Below are 18151 nucleotides of genomic sequence, written 5' to 3' on the forward strand. Positions count from 1 at the left end.
TATACATGGCTGTAGAAAATATTACAATGCCTCAGCTCGGGGAGAGCGTTACAGAGGGCACAATTAGTAAATGGCTCGTTAATGTTGGCGATCACGTAAACAAGTATGATCCGCTTGCAGAAGTAATGACTGATAAAGTAAATGCTGAAGTACCATCTTCTTTCACTGGTATTGTGAAAGAGTTAATCGCTGGTGAAGGTGATACGTTAGCTGTAGGTGAAGTAGTTTGTGTGATTCAAGTAGAAGGCGCAGACGAAGTAGCAGCAACAGCTGTTGAGGAAAAAACGAAAGAAGAACCAAAGGCAGCAGCAATTACGCCTGGAAAAGCACCGAAAGTAAAACAACCAACTGATGGAAAACCACGTTTTTCACCAGCTGTGTTAAAGCTTGCGGGTGAGCATAACGTTGATTTAGATCTAGTAGAAGGTACGGGAGCAAACGGCCGTATCACTCGTAAAGATATTTTAAAGCTAGTGGAATCTGGAAATATCCCACAAGCAGGTGCGGCGAAGAAAGAGGAAGCTGTAGCGGCAGTAGTAGAAGCTCGCCCAGAAGCACCAAAAGCAGCACCAGTAGCGCAAAAAGTAGAAGGTGCGAAACCAGTTTCTGTACCTACAATGCCTGGAGATATCGAAATTCCAGTAACAGGTGTGCGTAAAGCAATCGCAGCAAACATGTTACGTAGTAAACACGAAGCACCACATGCTTGGATGATGATTGAAGTAGATGTGACAAACCTTGTGTCATACCGTAACTCAATTAAAGGTGACTTTAAGAAGCGTGAAGGCTTTAACTTAACGTTCTTTGCTTTCTTCGTAAAAGCAGTAGCACAAGCGTTAAAAGAGTATCCTCAAATTAATTCAATGTGGGCTGGCGATAAAATTGTTCAGAAGAAAGATATTAACCTTTCTATCGCTGTTGCAACAGAGGAAGAACTATTTGTACCAGTAATTAAGCAAGCGGACGAGAAAACAATTAAAGGTATCGCTCGTGAAATTACAGAACTTGCAGGAAAAGTACGTACGAAATCGTTAAAAGCAGACGAAATGCAAGGTGGAACATTTACAATTAATAACACAGGATCATTCGGTTCTGTTCAATCTATGGGTATTATTAATTACCCACAAGCGGCTATTTTACAAGTTGAATCAATTGTAAAGCGCCCAGTAATTATGGATAACGGTATGTTCGGTGCTCGTGATATGGTTAACTTATGTTTATCACTTGATCACCGAGTACTTGATGGTTTAATTTGTGGTAAGTTCTTAGGGCGTGTTAAAGAAATTTTAGAAAACATGTCAGAAAATAATACATCTGTATATTAATAAAAAGCTCGCTTATGCGAGCTTTTTATTATCTTATTTCTTCATCTACATCCTACTATATGTATAAATACCTTTCCCAGTAATCTTACAATAAATGATTATGTATTAGGAATTTACGAAAATACATTGCTGATATATGGTATATGGATATAAAATAAGAAAAGAATAATTTTTTTGGCAAATCTTACTGATGAAACTGTAGTATAATATATTGTATTGTATGAAAAAGAGAGTTATTCTATATAAGTGTTTTATAGATAATGTGTAATCAGTCGTCAAAACATGAAGAATGTTGACTCCTGGTTTTTTATTTTTGCCGTAACAATGTTTCAGGAGGATGTCATGAAAAGAAGTACCGAGTTTCTAAAAAGTTTAGATGTAAAATTAATTTTAATTTTGTGTGCACTATGTGTGACGAGTATAGCTGCTATATATAGCAGTCAGCAAACTGGCCAATATGGGGCTGAGAATTTTGCTTTGAAACAAGGTATTAACTACATAATTGGAATTGTAATGTTACTTCTTGTTGCAAGTGTTGATTCAGATCAGCTACAAAAATTATCATGGCCATTGTATATTGCAACGTTTTTGTCAATTATTCTACTAAAAATATTACCGGTTTCAACCTTTACACCGGAGATACTAGGAGCAAAAAGATGGTTTAGATTTCCACTAATTGGATCTATTCAGCCGTCAGAGTTTTTCAAAATTGCACTGGTTATGTTAGTAGCAAATTTAGCCGTAAAGCATAATGCACAGCATATGGTTCGAACATTTAAAACAGACTTAATATTAGTAGGAAAGATTATGCTAGTATCTATTCCTCCTACGGCAATTGTATATAGCCAACCGGATACAGGTATGGTGTTCTTATATGCTGCTGCTATTGCATGTATTTTATTTATGTCAGGTATTCAGAAGAAATTGATAGCAATATGCACAGTTATTCCGGTGACGATATTATCTGTGTTAATGTTTATTTACTTTAAGTATCAGGATTTTTTCTATAATAATTTAGTTACATTACTAAAACCTCACCAACAGTCACGTATTTTAGGTTGGTTGGACCCATTTGAACATACAGATCAAGGCTATCAAACACAGCAATCGATTTTAGCTGTAGGTAGTGGAGGAATGGAAGGTAAAGGGTTTGGGGGAGGCAGCGTCTATATCCCAGAGAAGCATACTGACTTTATTTTCGCTACAATTGCCGAAGAAGGTGGATTTATCGTAGCAGCGTTAGTTGTCTTCTTGTTCCTGTTGCTACTATATCGAACAATTATTATTGGTTATTCCGCTGATAATTTATTTGGTACATTATTATGCGCTGGATCTATCGGTATATTAACAGTTCAAATATTCCAAAACATCGGTATGATCGTTGGGTTAATGCCTGTAAAAGGTATTGCATTACCTTTCTTATCGTATGGGGGAAGTTCCTTATTCTCAAATATGATTATGATGGGGCTCATATTATCGGTACGGAAAACGTATAAAAAATATATGTTTTCAGTTAAGTAAAAAAAGCTGGTTCGTTTTTAAACGAACCAGCTTTTTTACATATATGCTCATAAACGTTGCAAACTAAAACAGGATAGCAGTTTGAGACGGGTAAGGAGTGCAAAGTGATGCATATGCATATTTTTGAAGGAGCACGACATCTTTCTAATAGTGAATGGGTTATTCGGGCTATTATAGCATACATATTTTTAATATTAGTTGCGAAAGCGATGGGGCAAAGGTCTATCGCACAACTTCGTTTTTTAGATGTTGTATTAGTGTTATTGCTTGGTGGGAATATTTCTAACGCATTGTCTGATGAAAAAGTAGGGTTACTGGGATCGATGATTACAACGTTCATACTTGTTGTACTTCATATTATAAGCTCAGTTTTAATGCTGAAATGGGATAGATGGAGACGTTTTTTAGAGCCTGCACCTATTATTCTTATACACAATGGTTCCATTAATTTTAGCAATTTGAAAAAGGCGAGAATTACCTTGGAATATTTGTTTTCGGAACTTCGTATGCGAAATGTGAGCGATATTCAAACGATTAAATTAGCATTATGGGAAGCAAACGGTGTCGTTTCTATATTTCGGTATCCAGAATATGAAGCAGTTTCGCGGCTTGATCTTAAAGTGGCGGGAAAAAAATCTCCAGTTTCTTTTGTATTAGTAAAGGATGGGAGGATACAGAAAGATGTTCTTGCATTATTAGGAAAAACAGAAGCGTGGGCGAGAGAATTTCTAGAGGAGAGTACAGAAGTCGAATCTATTATGTTAGCTACAGTAGATGAATCACATAAAATAAATATTTTGTTAAAAAAATGAAAAATATACGCATTTTGTCGTTTCGTACATATGATACAATAGTGTGGACAACGAAAAAGGAGGCGATACGGTGGGATATGTAGAAGAATTACGAAAAATAGTTGGTCATCGCCCTTTAATTTTAGTTGGTGCTGTTGTACTCGTTATAAATGAAAATGGATATGTTTTATTGCAGCAGCGGACAGAGCCGTACGGAAAATGGGGGCTACCTGGCGGGCTAATGGAGCTTAGTGAATCACCAGAAGAAACAGCTTATCGTGAAGTATATGAAGAGACAGGAATAAAAGTGAAGAACTTGCGACTAATCAATGTATTTTCTGGAGCGAACTACTTTACAAAATTAGAAAACGGTGATGAATTTCAATCTGTAACAACCGCCTATTATACGGATGAATACGAAGGGGATTTTGTTATGAATAAAGAAGAAGCAGTTCAGCTTAAATTCTTTTCAGTAACAGAACTACCTGACTATATTGTAGGATCGCATAAAAAAATGATTGTTGAATATATGAAGATTATGGAAAAAAAGATATAATAAAAGTGAAAGAAATACAAAAAGTGAAAGAAATACAAAAACACAGCTCTGGTTGGTAGTCCAGACGCATGATTTCATGTCAGTAACCTTCCCCTCCGGGATGTCCCGTATTTCTAATTTTTTAAAGGAGGGGCTGTCAATGGAGTTGACAGTATATCACGATGGCCAATTTTTTGTTGGAATCATTACATGTAAAGAACAAGGGAAATTGTATGGAGCGAGGTATATTTTTGGAGCGGAACCGTCAGATGAAGACGTGCTTATGTTTGTGAATAGTTCACTTTTAGAGCATTTTCAGTATTTTGCAAAATGTGGTGTAGAAGTTAAAGAAAAACAGCGTCCTAAAAACATAAAGCGTATCATACGACAAGCAGCAAAAGAAACAAATGTTAAACGTTTTACTAAGGCGCAAGAGGCGATTAGTTTATCTTATGAATTGCATAAACAAGAAAAGAAAGTGCAGTCTAAGGAGAAGCGAGAAGCTGAAAAAGAAAGAAGACGTTTAATTAAAGTACAAAAAGCAAAGCAAAAACATCGTGGTCATTAAAGAAAAGGTGTTAGAGCAATTGCTCTAACACCTTTTCTATACTTAAATACAAGTAAACTTACTTGTATTTCATAAACATTAACTGGTAAGATACAAATAGGTAGTTTTAGAGGAGGGAAAAGAGTGATTAATTTTAACTTTTTTATGAATGATGTTGTCCGCCAAGCGCGTGAAGAGATTGTCTCTGCTGGATATACAGAATTGACGACGCCAGAAGCGGTAGAAGAAGCGTTTAAAAGAAATGGAACAACACTTGTAATGGTAAACTCTGTATGTGGTTGTGCAGGTGGTATTGCTCGTCCTGCTGCTGCGCATTCCGTACATTATGATAAACGTCCTAACCACCTTGTAACGGTGTTTGCAGGTCAAGATAAAGAAGCGACAGCAAGAGCGCGTGAATATTTCGAAGGGTACCCACCTTCTTCTCCATCATTTGCTTTATTAAAAGATGGAAAAATTGTAACGATGGTAGAGCGTCATGAAATTGAAGGTCATGAACCGATGCAAGTTATTGCGAAACTACAATCATATTTTGAAGAGAATTGTGAAGAACTATAAAAAATAAGAGAAAAGGCGGCACGTCCACAATCAAGTGGATGTGCCGCCTTTTTTATTTATTATTAAAATTTCAGAGATATGCATAGTTATGTTATTTTATGCATTATTTTATACATAACAAATAGCATTTATATTGTTTTATTATTTATTTTTATTTTATATATTGCATAAAAATAAAAGTGCTGATACAATACAAACATCGAATAAATATTCTATTAAACTTTTAAATATACATTATTAGGGGGAAGAAAGATGAAGAAGTTAGTATCAATATCGTTTGCACTTATTTTAATTGTAAGTATATTCAGCGCTTGTAGTAATGGGGAATCGAAAGAAACAAAAGGAAATAAGAAAGTACTCGTAATGGGGACTTCAGCAGATTATAAACCATATGAATACGTGGAAGCTTCAAAAAGTGATGAAATTATTGGTTTTGATGTTGATGTTGCTAAATATATCGGAAAAGAACTTGGGTATGAAGTGAAAGTGAAAGATATGGATTTTGGTGGTTTATTAGCATCTCTTAGTTCAGGAAAAGTTGATTTCGTAATGGCAGGCATGACGCCAACTGCAGAGCGTAAAAATAATGTTGATTTTACAGATATTTATTTTGTTGCGAAAAATATGGTTGTTTCTAAAAAGGATTCTAATATTAAATCTGTAGAGGATTTAAAAGGGAAAAAAGTAGGGGTACAAACAGGATCTATTCAAGAAGAGAAAGCAGCAGAATTTAAAAAACAAGTAGATTTCCAAGTTGAGGGACGTGACCGTATACCAGAAATCGTACAAGAAATTAAAGCTGGTCGTTTTGACGCTGCAATTATAGAAGACACAGTTGCTAAAAATTATTTAGAGAAAATGAAAGATTTACAAGGAATTGAAATTAAAGAAGCGCCAGAAGAAGTTGGAGCAGCAATTGCCCTTCCGAAAAACAGTGATAAAACAGCTGAATTTAATAAAGTAATTAAAAAAATGCAAGAAAATGGAGAAATGGATAAATTAGTGAAGAAATGGTTTGGCAGCGGAAAATAAGCTGCCTTTCACTTTTCTGTGAGGGGAATGAAAAGAATGAACTTAGATTTTTCGGCGATTACGCCTTCGATACCATATATACTAAAAGGTTTAGAAGTTACTTTGAAAATTGTAGCGGTATCAGCTTTAGCAGGATTTATTTTAGGAACGTTATTAGCACTTTGTAAAATTGCTAGAATACGAGCATTAAATATAGCAGCAGATTTTTATACATCAATTTTTCGTGGTACACCACTTGTATTGCAATTAATGATTATTTATTTCGGTGTCCCGCAAATAATTGGTTATGAAATACCAGCATTCTTAGCAGCTGTACTTGCATTTAGCTTGAATTCAGGTGCATACATGTCAGAAGTAATTCGTGCTGGTATTCAAGCAGTTGATAAAGGACAAACAGAAGCAGCTATGGCTTTAGGGATACCATACGGAAAAATGATGAGAAATATTATTTTCCCTCAAGCATTAAAAAATATATTACCAGCGCTTGTGAACGAATTTGCGACACTTACGAAAGAATCAGCTGTAGTAACAGTAATAGGCGCGACTGATTTAATGCGTCGTGCTTACATTGTAGGCGGTGAGACATTTAAATATCTTGAACCATTACTTTTTGTTGGATTGATTTATTATATGTTAGTCATTATTCTTACATTAGTCGGGAAGGCAATTGAAGGGAGAATGAAGAAAAGTGATTAAAATTGAAAACCTTCATAAATCATTTGGTAAAAACGAAGTATTAAAAGGAATTACAACAACGATTGAAAAAGGGGAAGTAGTTGCAATTATAGGACCTTCTGGATCAGGAAAATCAACATTTTTACGTTGTATGAATATGTTAGAAGCACCAACGGATGGTCACATTTGGATTGGAACGGAAGAAGTAACGAATCCGAAAACGAATGTTATGCATGTTCGTGAAAATGTCGGTATGGTATTTCAGCATTTTCACTTATTTCCTCATATGACTGTATTAGAAAATATTACGTATGCTCCTATCAATGTAAAAGGGGTAACGAAGCAAGAAGCTGAAAAGAAAGCTGAGAAACTTTTAGAAAAGGTTGGATTAGTAGATAAAAAAAATACGTATCCGAATCGTTTGTCGGGAGGACAAAAGCAACGCGTAGCAATTGCAAGAGCGTTAGCGATGGAACCGGAAGTTATGTTATTTGATGAACCGACATCGGCGCTAGATCCAGAGATGGTGAAAGAAGTGTTAGAAGTTATGAAATCGTTAGTTACGACAGGAATGACGATGGCTATCGTTACACATGAAATGGGCTTTGCAAAAGAAGTGGCAGATCGTGTTCTTTTCTTGGACGGAGGAAAGCTTGTAGAAGATAGTGCGCCAGAAGAATTTTTTGCAGCGCCGAAAAGTGAACGTGCGCAACAATTTTTACAAAAAATATTGTAATATGAAAAGGTTATGTGAATAATAAGTAGAAAAGGATGACATTGTGTCATCCTTTTTTTATACTAGCTGTAAATACGTTTATACATATAGGAGCAATGATATGTTCAAAATTGGATACCGTACAGTAAAAACAGCAATAGGGACAGGCGCGGCAGTTTTTATTGCTCAGTTATTAGGATTAGAATTTTATAGTTCAGCAGGTATTTTAGTTATTTTATGTGTACAAAATACGAAGCGCAAATCGCTTCAAGTGTCGTTACATCGTTTTCTAGCGTGTGTATTATCAATGGTATTCGCGTTTTGTATTTTTGAAACGATCGGCTATACACCACTTGCAATTAGCATATTGTTACTTACATTTATTCCGACTGCAGTAATGCTTAAAATTCAAGAAGGTATTGTCACGAGTTCAGTTATTGTTATGCATCTATATTCATTGAAGCAAATTACATGGCTTATAGTTGGAAATGAAATTGCTATATTAACAATAGGAATTAGCGTGGCGTTATTAGTAAATATGTATATGCCGAGTAGTGAAAATAAGCTAAAAGAGTATCAGGATAAAATAGAGAGTAATTTTAAAACGATTTTGTTTGAAATGGTTGTGTATTTACGAAATCGAGAAAGTAGTTGGAGTGGAGCAGAACTCATTGAAACCGAGAATATGTTAAATGAAGCAAGAGATTTATCGTTTAAAAAACTTGAGAATGCATTTATGCGAGAAGATGATTATTACTATCGTTATTTTAATATGCGTATGCAACAATTTGAAATTTTAGAGCGAATGATACCATTAGCAGCTTCTTTATCGTGGACGTATGAACAAGCTGACATGATTGCAGATGTTGTTGAAAACATTGGTAATGCTATTAGCCCTGAAAGTACAGGCGTTATTTCCTTAAGGCAGCTTCAAGAAATGAGGGAATTATTTAGAGACATGCCATTGCCAGCTACACGCGAAGAATTTGAGATACGTGCGAAACTTGTTCAACTTGTGTATGAAATGGAACAATATTTACTCATTAAAAGTCGCTTTAAGGGAAAGGATAATATAAAAGAACTTATATAGAAGGTAGGAATTATCTATGCCGTATCTTCTCTCTATCATATTATGTCTTTCTTTATCGCCGATTTGGCCTCTTGGGGATAATCCACGTGCCGGAGATCCTTTTATTATTGTAAATAAAGCAACGAATAAATTAGCTTACATTGACGATGGAAAGATTCAAAAGGTTTTTCCAGTAGCGACAGGGAAAACGAATGAATTAACTCCAGAAGGAACTTTTGATGTTGTAATGAAAGCGAAGGATCCGTATTACATTGCGAAGGATATTCCAGGTGGATCGCCAAAAAATCCACTTGGATCAAGGTGGATTGGATTTAATGCAAGAGGAACTGATGGAAGTAAATATGGAATACATGGAACAAACCAACCGAGTTCAATTGGAAAGTATATTTCACAAGGATGTATAAGAATGAAGAAAAACGATGTGGAATATTTGTTTGATCGTATTCCAATTGGAACGAAAGTATGGATTGTGAAATCGAAAAAATCATTTCAGCAATTGGCAAAAGAAAAAGGAGCCGTTGCATATGAAGAAGCCAACGAAAAGGTTGGCTTTTTCTATTGTAATAAGTTGTCTTGACATGTGTACATAACCATGCGTTAATGAAAGTATAGAAAGATAAAATTAGATAAAGGGGTTGCTCATATGTACTTGAATCCAAAACTTTCGTATATGCAGTTTTTTATGGGATTTCTATTTGTTATTACATTCATATTGGCAACTTTTAATATATGTTCTTATCTTGTAGCGATTGTATGTATGGCATTACTTAATCTCACTTTTGTTATTGGGGCATTTCAGCAGAAACAATATACAAGTTTTGTAATAGCACTTGTAATGTCATTTTCCTTTAGTATTGTAGCAATTGTGTTTTATATAAAATAAACCATCTCGATGTCGAGATGGTTTATTTTGTCATGTGTAAAAAGTAAAAAAAGGACGAACACATCGCCCTTTTTACCAAAACATACTCGCGCCAGCAAGTAATGTTGTTACAAGCATAGAAATTAGCATCACATAAACCATAATTTTTTGAGCTTTTTTATGCATCGTTATACCTCCTTGCAAATCAGTACAATTTCATTGTAACGAGAAATGAAATTATGGACAAGGGGAGAGTAAGGACAAAATTCGGGAAGGGGTTGCAAAATATAACAGGAAATTTGAGTGTGTGTAGAGAATATAGTAAAAGGGTATATTGTTAATTTTTAGTTGGGCAAGCTGAAGAATGGAGATACGATGATGAAAATATACGAAACAGATCGTTTATATTTAAAGGAAATTGATGAGTCGTATGCTGAAACAGTTCTTCAATATTACGACAGAAATCGTGAGTTTTTAAAAGCTTGGGAAGAGTATAGACCGGATGATTTTTTTACGCTAGATTATCAAAAGAAAAAGTTGCAAAAGGATAGAAAAGAGTTCGAAGAAGGGAAAATCATCAGACTATGGATTTTTAAAAAGGGTGATGATACGAAAATAATTGGGTGTATTTCATTTAATTTAATCGTTCGTGGCATTTATCAATCTTGTGTACTCGGTTATAAATTAGATAAAGCAGAGTTAAACAAAGGGTATACGACAGAAGCGCTTAGAAAAGCAATTCAAGTTGCTTTTGAGGGATTTCAGTTACATCGTATAGAAGCTCCGATTATGCCTCGTAATTTAGCATCTATACAAGTAGTGACGAAGATAGGCTTTCAATATGAAGGCGTGTCTAGGAAGATGTTAATGGTAAATGGCGTGTGGGAGGATCATATGCGCTGGGTATTGTTAAATGAGTAATAGAAAGCAGATGGTTATCTAGACATGTAAACCATCTGTTTTTTGTCTTGTATTTCGAAACTTTTGCGAAATTCTGTTATAATTAATAGTGTTACATACATAATGGTAGTGCAGGAGGCGCAGTCTTATGATTAATCAAGAACGTTTAGTAAATGAATTTATGGAATTAGTACAAGTAGATTCTGAAACGAAATTTGAAGCAGAAATCTGCAAAGTATTAACGAAGAAATTTACAGATTTAGGTGTAGAAGTATTTGAAGATGACACAATGGCTGTAACTGGTCATGGTGCAGGTAACTTAATTTGTACTTTACCAGCAACAAAAGATGGTGTTGATACAATTTACTTTACTTCTCATATGGATACAGTAGTTCCTGGTAATGGAATTAAGCCTTCTATTAAAGATGGATATATCGTATCAGATGGTACAACAATTTTGGGCGCGGATGATAAAGCTGGATTAGCATCAATGTTCGAAGCAATCCGTGTTTTAAAAGAGAAAAATATCTCTCACGGTAAAATTGAATTTATTATTACAGTCGGAGAAGAATCAGGTCTTGTTGGTGCAAAAGCTTTAGATCGTGAGCGTATTACAGCGAAGTATGGCTACGCATTAGATAGCGATGGAAAAGTTGGTGAAATCGTTGTTGCAGCTCCAACACAAGCGAAAGTGAACGCAATTATTCGCGGGAAAACAGCTCACGCTGGTGTAGCACCGGAGAAAGGTGTATCTGCAATTACTATCGCAGCGAAAGCAATTGCGAAGATGCCACTTGGTCGCATTGACTCTGAAACGACTGCAAACATTGGACGTTTTGAAGGTGGTACACAAACGAATATCGTTTGCGATCATGTACAAATCTTTGCAGAAGCTCGTTCTTTAATCAATGAGAAAATGGAAGCACAAGTTGCGAAAATGAAAGAAGCATTTGAAACAACTGCAAAAGAAATGGGTGGTCATGCAGACGTTGAAGTAAACGTTATGTACCCAGGATTTAAATTTGCTGATGGCGATCACGTTGTAGAAGTTGCAAAACGTGCAGCTGAAAAAATTGGTCGTACACCTTCTCTTCACCAAAGTGGTGGCGGAAGTGATGCAAACGTAATTGCAGGACACGGTATCCCAACAGTTAACTTGGCAGTTGGTTATGAAGAAATTCATACAACAAACGAGAAGATTCCTGTTGAAGAGTTAGCAAAAACAGCAGAATTAGTTGTTGCAATTATTGAAGAAGTAGCGAAGTAATAGAATAGAAAAAGCGTGTAAATCAATTGTGATTTACACGCTTTTTATTTTGATTCGATTGTTTTTACAAGGCGTATAAGCCAATACAAGAAAAATCATAGCAGTATATAATATTAGACGAGAGAAAAATCCAAACGTATTCATGTTGAAAATTGGAAGGAGTAAATAATTATGATGATTAATATAACTACAAGGAACATATAGTTAATTTCACCATAATCAGCCTCTCTCACATGTGTATCCTCTTTATATGGATTATAAAAAAGAACAAGTAATTATTATAACTATTGTGCAAAATTTGATATAATAAAAGAACGAACGTTCTGATTAGGGGGTGAGTACTATGCGAGAAATGTATCCGAAAAATGGTCGTGTAATTTTACATGTAGATATGAATTGCTTTTTCGCATCTGTTGAAATTGCTCATGATCCATCATTACAAGGAAAGCCATTAGCGGTTGCTGGAAATGAAAAAGAGAGAAAAGGAATTATTATAACATGTAGTTATGAGGCGAGAGAATACGGAATACGTACGACGATGCCCCTTTGGGAAGCGAAAAGGTTATGCCCGCAATTAGTTGTAAGGCGTCCTAATTTCACATTATATCGCGAAGCTTCATTTCAAATGTTTCAAGTCCTTTCCCGTTTTACAGAAAAGATACAACCAGTCTCAATAGATGAAGGATATTTAGATATTACAGATTGCTACGCACTTGGTTCTCCTCTTGAAATAGCAAAGATGATTCAACAAGCACTATTAACAGAGTTGCAGCTTCCGTGTAGTATTGGAATCGCTCCAAATCTTTTCCTAGCAAAGACCGCTTCAGATATGAAAAAACCACTTGGTATTACCGTGCTTCGAAAACGCGATATTCCAGAACTGATTTGGCCACGTCCAGTTGGAGCAATGCATGGAATTGGTGAGAAAACAGCTGAAAAATTAAATGATATTCATATACAGACAATTGAACAGTTGGCAAAGGGAGACGAGCATATCATTCGCGCTAAAATTGGCAAGCACGGTGTTGATTTGCAAAGGCGTGCAAAGGGTATGGATGATAGGGAAGTGGATCCGAGTCAAATGGGACAGCATAAAAGTGTCGGTAACTCGATGACTTTTTCAAAGGATATGGATGAAGAGAAAGAATTACTTGATATGTTAGAACGTTTATCAAAGTCAGTGAGTAAAAGGTTACAAAAGCGAACCCTTGTCAGCTATAATATTCAAATTATGATTAAATACCATGATAGGCGAACAGTAACACGGAGTAAGCAATTGAAAAATGCGATTTGGGAAGAACGCGATATTTTTCAAGCAGCATCCCGTTTATGGAAGCAACATTGGGATGGTGATTCCGTTCGTTTACTAGGTGTTACAGCTACTGAAATAGAGTGGAAGACAGAATCGGTGAAACAATTAGATTTATTTTCATTTGAAGAGGATGCGAAAAAAGAACCACTACTTGCTGTCATTGATCAAATTAACGATAAGTATGGAACACCGATTTTACAACGAGGTAGTCAACTACTACGTAAGCAAGAGAAGTCGTTTCAACAAAAGTTAGAAAATAAGTTTATGTAGAAGGTGTCATGAAGTAGTAAAATCATGACACCTTTCCTAGTTAACTCGCTTCTAAATTTAAAGAAGTCTTCCATCCAGCTCCAGTAACGCCAGATTCTAATAGCATTCTACTTACTATTTTTTCAATTAAGATAGCCGCATTTGTCTTGCAATGTAATGTAGCCTGTATACAAACTTTTTGATTAGAATCTACATCTTCACTATACAACTCTTTTAAACTGAGCCCTTCTGTACTTACCATATGCATAAGTAAAAAACGAATATGTGCTTCAGTTTCTTCTGAACAAGTAAGGGAAAGTAAGTAGTTCGTTTGTTCAGGTGATTCTTCTTTTGATTTTTTATTCATAAAAAGAGCAATTGGGCGAAGAAGTATATTTGCTAGTAACACGCCGGCTGCACCTAATATAGCTGCAACGAGGAAACCGGCGCCTGTAAGAGTACCGACAGCAGCTGCACACCATAAAGTAGCTGCCGTATTTAGCCCTCTAATACTAAAACCATCGCGGATAATAACGCCACCCCCTAAAAAACCAATGCCACTAACGACTTGAGCAGCAATGCGTGAGGGGCTAGCATCATGATCAAGCATGACGGATAATAAAACAAATATACAGGCACCAAGTGATACGAGAGCATTTGTCCGTAACCCAGCCATTCGATGTCTCCATTGTCTTTCCATTCCGATGCAAGCTCCTACAATAATTGCTATAACTAATCTGAATATAATATCGTACCATACCATCATGGTCACCTCCATATATAAATATGTGTTATGTCTTTTAGAATGAGCGGGGAATACCCACTCATTCTTATTTTTACAACCAGCTATGAAACTTTTTAATATAAAGCTTTTTCAGGAATTGTGTTAAAAAAGCGTAGCCTAATAGTATTCCTACTAACCAAGGGAAGTAGCTAAGTGGCAATGCTTGTAAACCAACGGCTGCACCAAGTGGTGAGAATGGAATATAAATCCCGATTGCCATAATAAGAGCGGTTAATAAAACGACGGGTGTTGATGCAGCACTTTGAATAAATGGAATCTTCTGTGTTCGTATCATGTGAACAATTAAAGTTTGTGTTAACAATCCAACCACAAACCAACCGGACTGGAATAATGATTGCTCGCTCGGTGTATTTGCGCCAAATACATTCCACATGACTACGTATGTGATAATATCAAATATGGAACTAATTGGGCCGATACAAATAATGAAGTTTCGTAAGTTTGCAGTATCCCATTTTCGGGGTTTTTCTAGAAACTCTTTATCCATTTTGTCCCATGGAATAGAAAGTTGTGAAATATCATAAAGTAAGTTTTGAATTAAAAGATGAATGGCAAGCATCGGTAAAAAAGGAATGAAAGCACTTGCTACTAACACGCTAAACACATTACCGAAGTTAGAGCTAGCTGTCATCTTAATATATTTTAAAATATTTCCGAATGTAGTACGTCCTTCTAAAATCCCGGTTTCTAATATAGTTAAACTTTTTTCGAGTAGAATAATATCAGAAGCTTCTTTCGCAATATCAGTAGCAGTATCAACAGATATTCCGACATCAGCTTCACGTAATGCTACAGCATCGTTAATGCCATCTCCCATGTAACCTACAGTGTGTCCGTTTCCTTGTAATGCGTGTATAATGCGAGATTTTTGCATTGGATTAAGCTTCGCAAATACAGTCGTTTCTTCAGCAAGTTTTGCTAATGCTTTATCTGGTAAAGAATCAATCTCGTAACCGAGGATTGGTTCGCCGATATCTAATCCAACTTCTTTACAAACTTTTCGTGTAACAATTTCGTTATCGCCAGTTAAAATTTTTACTTGTACACCATGCTTTTGTAATGCTTGAATTGCAGCTGCTGCAGATGGTTTCGGTGGATCTAAAAAGCCGATATATCCAGCGAGAATCATATCAGTTTCGTCTTTTACTGCGTACTCTTTATCATTTATGTTTCTATCTTTTTTATAAGCCACAGCAATAACCCGCATACCTTCACTATTCAATGTCTCGCTTAGTTTTTTGACATTTGAGCGTATTTCCTCAGTGAGTGTAACGATTTTTTTATCCACTTCAGTGTAGTTGCAAATTGATAAAATTTCTTCTACGGCACCTTTACAAACCATTGTATGTTCACCTGAAATATCTTTTACGATGACTGACATACGCCGGCGGGCGAAATCGAATGGAATTTCATCTAGCTTTTGAAAAGCTGATGGGTCAAATGTATTGTTTTCCTCTGTATGCTTAATAACAGCTTTATCTATTAAGTTTTTCAATCCAGTTTGATAGAAACTATTTAAATAGGCAAATTGCAAGACGCGATTGCATTTATTTCCATTAGGATCTAAGTGACGAATAAGGATAACGTTATCTTCTGTTAAAGTTCCGGTTTTATCTGTACAAAGAATATTCATAGCACCTAAGTTTTGAATAGAATTTAGTTGCTTCACAATTACTTTTTGTTTAGACATGTTAACGGCACCTTTAGCTAAATTAGCAGTTACAATCATTGGCAACATTTCAGGTGTAAGGCCAACAGCCACGGCAATAGCGAAGAAGAAAGCTTCTTGCCAATCTCCTTTTGTGAATCCGTTAATGAGAAGGACAATAGGCGCCATAATAAGCATGAATGTAATTAAGAGCCAGCTTACTTTGTTTACACCTTTATCAAAGCTTGTTTCTACCCGCTTTCCGATTACCTTATTTGCTAAAGAGCCGAAATACGTATCAGTACTTGTTGAGATGACAACAGCTTTTGCGCTACCACTTACAATATTTGTTCCCATGAAGCAAAGGTTTTCCATATCGAGTGGATTGTAATTTTTTTTCATGTTTTTCGGTAAGATATGCTTATTTTCTGTATGGTAGCAGTTTTCGTATTTTTCTACAGGAAGTGCTTCCCCTGTTAAAGAAGATTGATTAACAAATAAATCTTTAGCGGATACAATACGCACATCGGCTGGAACGATATCACCTGCTGAAAGGGAAATAATATCGCCAGGTACAAGTTCCTCAATTGGAATTTCTGTTGTGTAATTTCGATTTAAATTCGTTACATTTTTTATTTCATGTACAAATCCATCTATTCTAAATACGCTCGCAGTTGTTCGAACCATAGCTTTTAACTTATCGGCAGCTTTTTGAGAACGAAATTCTTGGGAAAACCGAATCGTTGCACTAAGTAGGACCATTACAGATACGACAATTGTTCCTTGCATATCATCCGTGAAAAAGGAGAGTGCTCCAAGAGCTAATAAAACGAAAATAAATGGATTTTTAAATGCTAACAGAAGCTGAATGTACCACGGTGCCATTTTATTATGAGCTATTTCGTTCGGGCCATATAAAGAAAGTCTACGAGACGCTTCTTGTTTAGATAATCCATCTTGAGATGTTTCTAAAAGTTTTAACGCAGAGCTTATATCTTGTGTTGCAACCTCCACTAATAATTCGTTATTTGTTTTCATGCTATCTTGCTCATAAGCATGCTTTGTTTCTTGTCTTTGTAAATTAAACATCGGTAGTTCCTCCTCTGTCATGAAGGAGGAAACAATCTGTTACCTAACTATTTGAAATGGTGAGGAACAGTTTCTTTCCTACCTACATGATGAAATATGAATGTAAAACGTATGGGTATCTGGGCCGAATCATCAATTGCCAACTGTTCCTCACCTCCGTACAATTTAGTAGTTTCTGAATATGCTATGTTTGTTTCATAGTAAGGTGCATATAGACGTAAAAAGACCTTTACTCAAAACGAGTAAAGGTCTGAATTCGCAGTTAAAAGAGTCCACAACAAAGACTGCTAGTAGACATAAATAAAAACAGTTTTTGTGTATGACAAAATACATGCACCTCTCCCTCGTTGAGTTTTAGCACTGTATAGCATAGGTACTGAAACCAGCTACGTTAAAAAAGGCCTTCATTCCGACCTTTCCTGTTGACCCATTGGCGTCTCTCGACATTTTTGGGCAGCAGCGTTTCTCTATACAGGAGCCTCACCTAACAGAGACCATATTCAATTACATGTTGAATGTTAGCACTGTAAAATCGTAGTGTCAATATCTTTTTTATCTGTGTTTTTAAAATATTAAATGGATTTATAATAGATATATGGGATGAAATGCATGATATTAATTATAAATAATGTGGAAAATAAATATTTTTATAAAAGGGGAATTTGTAATGGTACCACAAAATTTTATTATAAATATTGAGAATCAAAAGTGGTTGTTTAATGAGCAGGAAGATTTATGTTCTCACGGGGAAATTTATTTAAATGTGGATGGAACGATTATTACACAAACAGGTATGGATGAGGAATGGGGAATAAGTGAATCAGCTTTAGCTCTGTTACGAACTTTAGATAAAGAATATATTTGTGATATTGAAAATGAAGAGGGGCTTATTTTGCACGGATGTGGCACTATGCTCATGTTAGGATGCCCAATTTTAATTCATTGGACTATAAACCATATAGGTGAAAATGTGGTTTTAAAGGATTTTGTCAAAGTTATTTCTACTGATCAAAAGGCTATATACTATGAAGGGCTTCATATAGAAGTAAATGAAAATGAATATAGAAAACAAATTGTTTCTTTTGCGCTACAAGCAAAAGAATTATTCAATAAATCAAGTGAAAAGATAATTTTAGATGAGTTTGATCAAAGTATGTATACAGACTTTTGGACGGAATATAATCATTTGCTAAATAAGTATAAATAAAA

The 18151-nt window shown here is 35.5% G+C and carries 19 protein-coding genes and 1 riboswitch; of the genes, 16 read left to right on the forward strand and 3 right to left on the reverse strand.

From position 1 onward, the window contains the following. Nucleotides 1–5: 5 nt before the first annotated feature. From IBT51_RS04735 to IBT51_RS04790, 12 genes are all read left to right on the forward strand, one after another. Nucleotides 6–1325 (forward strand): dihydrolipoamide acetyltransferase family protein, encoded by a 1320-nt coding sequence (locus IBT51_RS04735; RefSeq protein ID WP_200458065.1) that lies wholly within the window; start codon nt 6–8, stop codon nt 1323–1325. A 342-nt stretch (nt 1326–1667) separates the two neighbouring features. Further along, a complete protein-coding gene (locus tag IBT51_RS04740) occupies nt 1668–2846 on the forward strand; it encodes an FtsW/RodA/SpoVE family cell cycle protein (RefSeq protein WP_200458064.1) in 1179 nt (392 codons plus the stop codon). Nucleotides 2847–2953: 107 nt separating this feature from the next. Further along, entirely contained in the window at nt 2954–3658 is a 705-nt protein-coding gene (locus tag IBT51_RS04745; protein WP_000550964.1) for a DUF421 domain-containing protein, read from the forward strand. Between the two features lie 70 nt (nt 3659–3728). Beyond that, nucleotides 3729–4193 (forward strand): NUDIX domain-containing protein, encoded by a 465-nt coding sequence (locus IBT51_RS04750; RefSeq protein WP_200458063.1) that lies wholly within the window; start codon nt 3729–3731, stop codon nt 4191–4193. A gap of 139 nt (nt 4194–4332) precedes the next feature. Then, entirely contained in the window at nt 4333–4740 is a 408-nt protein-coding gene (locus IBT51_RS04755) for a YjdF family protein (RefSeq protein ID WP_200458062.1), read from the forward strand. Nucleotides 4741–4884: 144 nt separating this feature from the next. Beyond that, a complete protein-coding gene (locus IBT51_RS04760) occupies nt 4885–5298 on the forward strand; it encodes a BrxA/BrxB family bacilliredoxin (protein ID WP_001979317.1) in 414 nt (137 codons plus the stop codon). A gap of 252 nt (nt 5299–5550) precedes the next feature. Beyond that, nucleotides 5551–6330, forward strand: coding sequence for a transporter substrate-binding domain-containing protein (locus IBT51_RS04765; protein ID WP_000737678.1), 780 nt, complete (start codon nt 5551–5553; stop codon nt 6328–6330). Nucleotides 6331–6366: 36 nt separating this feature from the next. Continuing rightward, on the forward strand, nt 6367–7026 hold the full coding sequence (locus IBT51_RS04770; protein WP_001046915.1) for an amino acid ABC transporter permease: 660 nt from the start codon (nt 6367–6369) through the stop codon (nt 7024–7026). After that, nucleotides 7019–7741: an amino acid ABC transporter ATP-binding protein gene (locus tag IBT51_RS04775; protein WP_000590203.1), complete on the forward strand. Its 723-nt coding sequence runs from the start codon at nt 7019–7021 to the stop codon at nt 7739–7741. The genes IBT51_RS04770 and IBT51_RS04775 overlap by 8 nt, the downstream gene beginning before the upstream one ends. 100 nt (nt 7742–7841) lie before the next feature. Continuing rightward, a complete protein-coding gene (locus IBT51_RS04780) occupies nt 7842–8810 on the forward strand; it encodes an aromatic acid exporter family protein (RefSeq protein WP_000472671.1) in 969 nt (322 codons plus the stop codon). Nucleotides 8811–8826: 16 nt separating this feature from the next. After that, a complete protein-coding gene (locus IBT51_RS04785) occupies nt 8827–9387 on the forward strand; it encodes a L,D-transpeptidase (RefSeq protein WP_001146564.1) in 561 nt (186 codons plus the stop codon). Between the two features lie 66 nt (nt 9388–9453). Continuing rightward, nucleotides 9454–9693: a DUF3894 domain-containing protein gene (locus IBT51_RS04790; RefSeq protein ID WP_000281167.1), complete on the forward strand. Its 240-nt coding sequence runs from the start codon at nt 9454–9456 to the stop codon at nt 9691–9693. Between the two features lie 72 nt (nt 9694–9765). Here IBT51_RS04790 and prli42 read toward each other — a convergent pair whose 3' ends face one another. Next, entirely contained in the window at nt 9766–9858 is a 93-nt protein-coding gene (gene prli42 / locus IBT51_RS04795) for a stressosome-associated protein Prli42 (protein WP_000549037.1), read from the reverse strand. Between the two features lie 189 nt (nt 9859–10047). Between prli42 and IBT51_RS04800 the strand changes: the two genes are divergently transcribed. From IBT51_RS04800 to IBT51_RS04810, 3 genes are all read left to right on the forward strand, one after another. After that, nucleotides 10048–10593: a GNAT family N-acetyltransferase gene (locus IBT51_RS04800; protein WP_025118231.1), complete on the forward strand. Its 546-nt coding sequence runs from the start codon at nt 10048–10050 to the stop codon at nt 10591–10593. Between the two features lie 127 nt (nt 10594–10720). Beyond that, nucleotides 10721–11839 (forward strand): tripeptidase T, encoded by a 1119-nt coding sequence (locus IBT51_RS04805; RefSeq protein ID WP_000609816.1) that lies wholly within the window; start codon nt 10721–10723, stop codon nt 11837–11839. Between the two features lie 343 nt (nt 11840–12182). Further along, nucleotides 12183–13421: a DNA polymerase IV gene (locus IBT51_RS04810; protein WP_200458061.1), complete on the forward strand. Its 1239-nt coding sequence runs from the start codon at nt 12183–12185 to the stop codon at nt 13419–13421. 40 nt (nt 13422–13461) lie between these two features. Here IBT51_RS04810 and IBT51_RS04815 read toward each other — a convergent pair whose 3' ends face one another. Next, on the reverse strand, nt 13462–14163 hold the full coding sequence (locus tag IBT51_RS04815) for an MgtC/SapB family protein (protein ID WP_200458060.1): 702 nt from the start codon (nt 14161–14163) through the stop codon (nt 13462–13464). Nucleotides 14164–14236: 73 nt separating this feature from the next. After that, nucleotides 14237–16942 (reverse strand): magnesium-translocating P-type ATPase, encoded by a 2706-nt coding sequence (mgtA, locus tag IBT51_RS04820; RefSeq protein ID WP_200458059.1) that lies wholly within the window; start codon nt 16940–16942, stop codon nt 14237–14239. Nucleotides 16943–17273: 331 nt separating this feature from the next. Continuing rightward, a riboswitch (M-box (ykoK) riboswitch) is annotated at nt 17274–17441 on the reverse strand. 168 nt (nt 17442–17609) lie between these two features. On the opposite strand from mgtA, the gene IBT51_RS04825 reads away from it, so the two are divergent. Beyond that, nucleotides 17610–18149 carry a hypothetical protein gene (locus IBT51_RS04825; protein WP_048563888.1) on the forward strand — a complete coding sequence of 180 codons (540 nt, stop codon included), beginning with the start codon at nt 17610–17612 and terminating at the stop codon, nt 18147–18149. Nucleotides 18150–18151: the final 2 nt, after the last annotated feature.

This window comes from Bacillus sp. S71 (assembly GCF_016625265.1).
In the GTDB taxonomy this organism is placed as follows: domain Bacteria; phylum Bacillota; class Bacilli; order Bacillales; family Bacillaceae_G; genus Bacillus_A; species Bacillus_A cereus.

Bases quoted from the DNA above. Each gene is read 5' to 3' on its own strand.
- IBT51_RS04745 (WP_000550964.1), top strand. From the start codon at position 2,954: ATGCATATGCATATTTTTGAAGGAGCACGACATCTTTCTAATAGTGAA.
- IBT51_RS04770 (WP_001046915.1), top strand. From the start codon at position 6,367: ATGAACTTAGATTTTTCGGCGATTACGCCTTCGATACCATATATACTA.
- IBT51_RS04785 (WP_001146564.1), top strand. From the start codon at position 8,827: ATGCCGTATCTTCTCTCTATCATATTATGTCTTTCTTTATCGCCGATT.
- IBT51_RS04740 (WP_200458064.1), top strand. From the start codon at position 1,668: ATGAAAAGAAGTACCGAGTTTCTAAAAAGTTTAGATGTAAAATTAATT.
- IBT51_RS04805 (WP_000609816.1), top strand. From the start codon at position 10,721: ATGATTAATCAAGAACGTTTAGTAAATGAATTTATGGAATTAGTACAA.
- IBT51_RS04815 (WP_200458060.1), bottom strand. From the start codon at position 14,163: ATGGTATGGTACGATATTATATTCAGATTAGTTATAGCAATTATTGTA.
- IBT51_RS04780 (WP_000472671.1), top strand. From the start codon at position 7,842: ATGTTCAAAATTGGATACCGTACAGTAAAAACAGCAATAGGGACAGGC.
- IBT51_RS04800 (WP_025118231.1), top strand. From the start codon at position 10,048: ATGATGAAAATATACGAAACAGATCGTTTATATTTAAAGGAAATTGAT.
- prli42 (WP_000549037.1), bottom strand. From the start codon at position 9,858: ATGCATAAAAAAGCTCAAAAAATTATGGTTTATGTGATGCTAATTTCT.
- mgtA (WP_200458059.1), bottom strand. From the start codon at position 16,942: ATGTTTAATTTACAAAGACAAGAAACAAAGCATGCTTATGAGCAAGAT.
- IBT51_RS04790 (WP_000281167.1), top strand. From the start codon at position 9,454: ATGTACTTGAATCCAAAACTTTCGTATATGCAGTTTTTTATGGGATTT.
- IBT51_RS04765 (WP_000737678.1), top strand. From the start codon at position 5,551: ATGAAGAAGTTAGTATCAATATCGTTTGCACTTATTTTAATTGTAAGT.
- IBT51_RS04810 (WP_200458061.1), top strand. From the start codon at position 12,183: ATGCGAGAAATGTATCCGAAAAATGGTCGTGTAATTTTACATGTAGAT.
- IBT51_RS04825 (WP_048563888.1), top strand. From the start codon at position 17,610: ATGGTACCACAAAATTTTATTATAAATATTGAGAATCAAAAGTGGTTG.
- IBT51_RS04735 (WP_200458065.1), top strand. From the start codon at position 6: ATGGCTGTAGAAAATATTACAATGCCTCAGCTCGGGGAGAGCGTTACA.
- IBT51_RS04755 (WP_200458062.1), top strand. From the start codon at position 4,333: ATGGAGTTGACAGTATATCACGATGGCCAATTTTTTGTTGGAATCATT.
- IBT51_RS04760 (WP_001979317.1), top strand. From the start codon at position 4,885: ATGAATGATGTTGTCCGCCAAGCGCGTGAAGAGATTGTCTCTGCTGGA.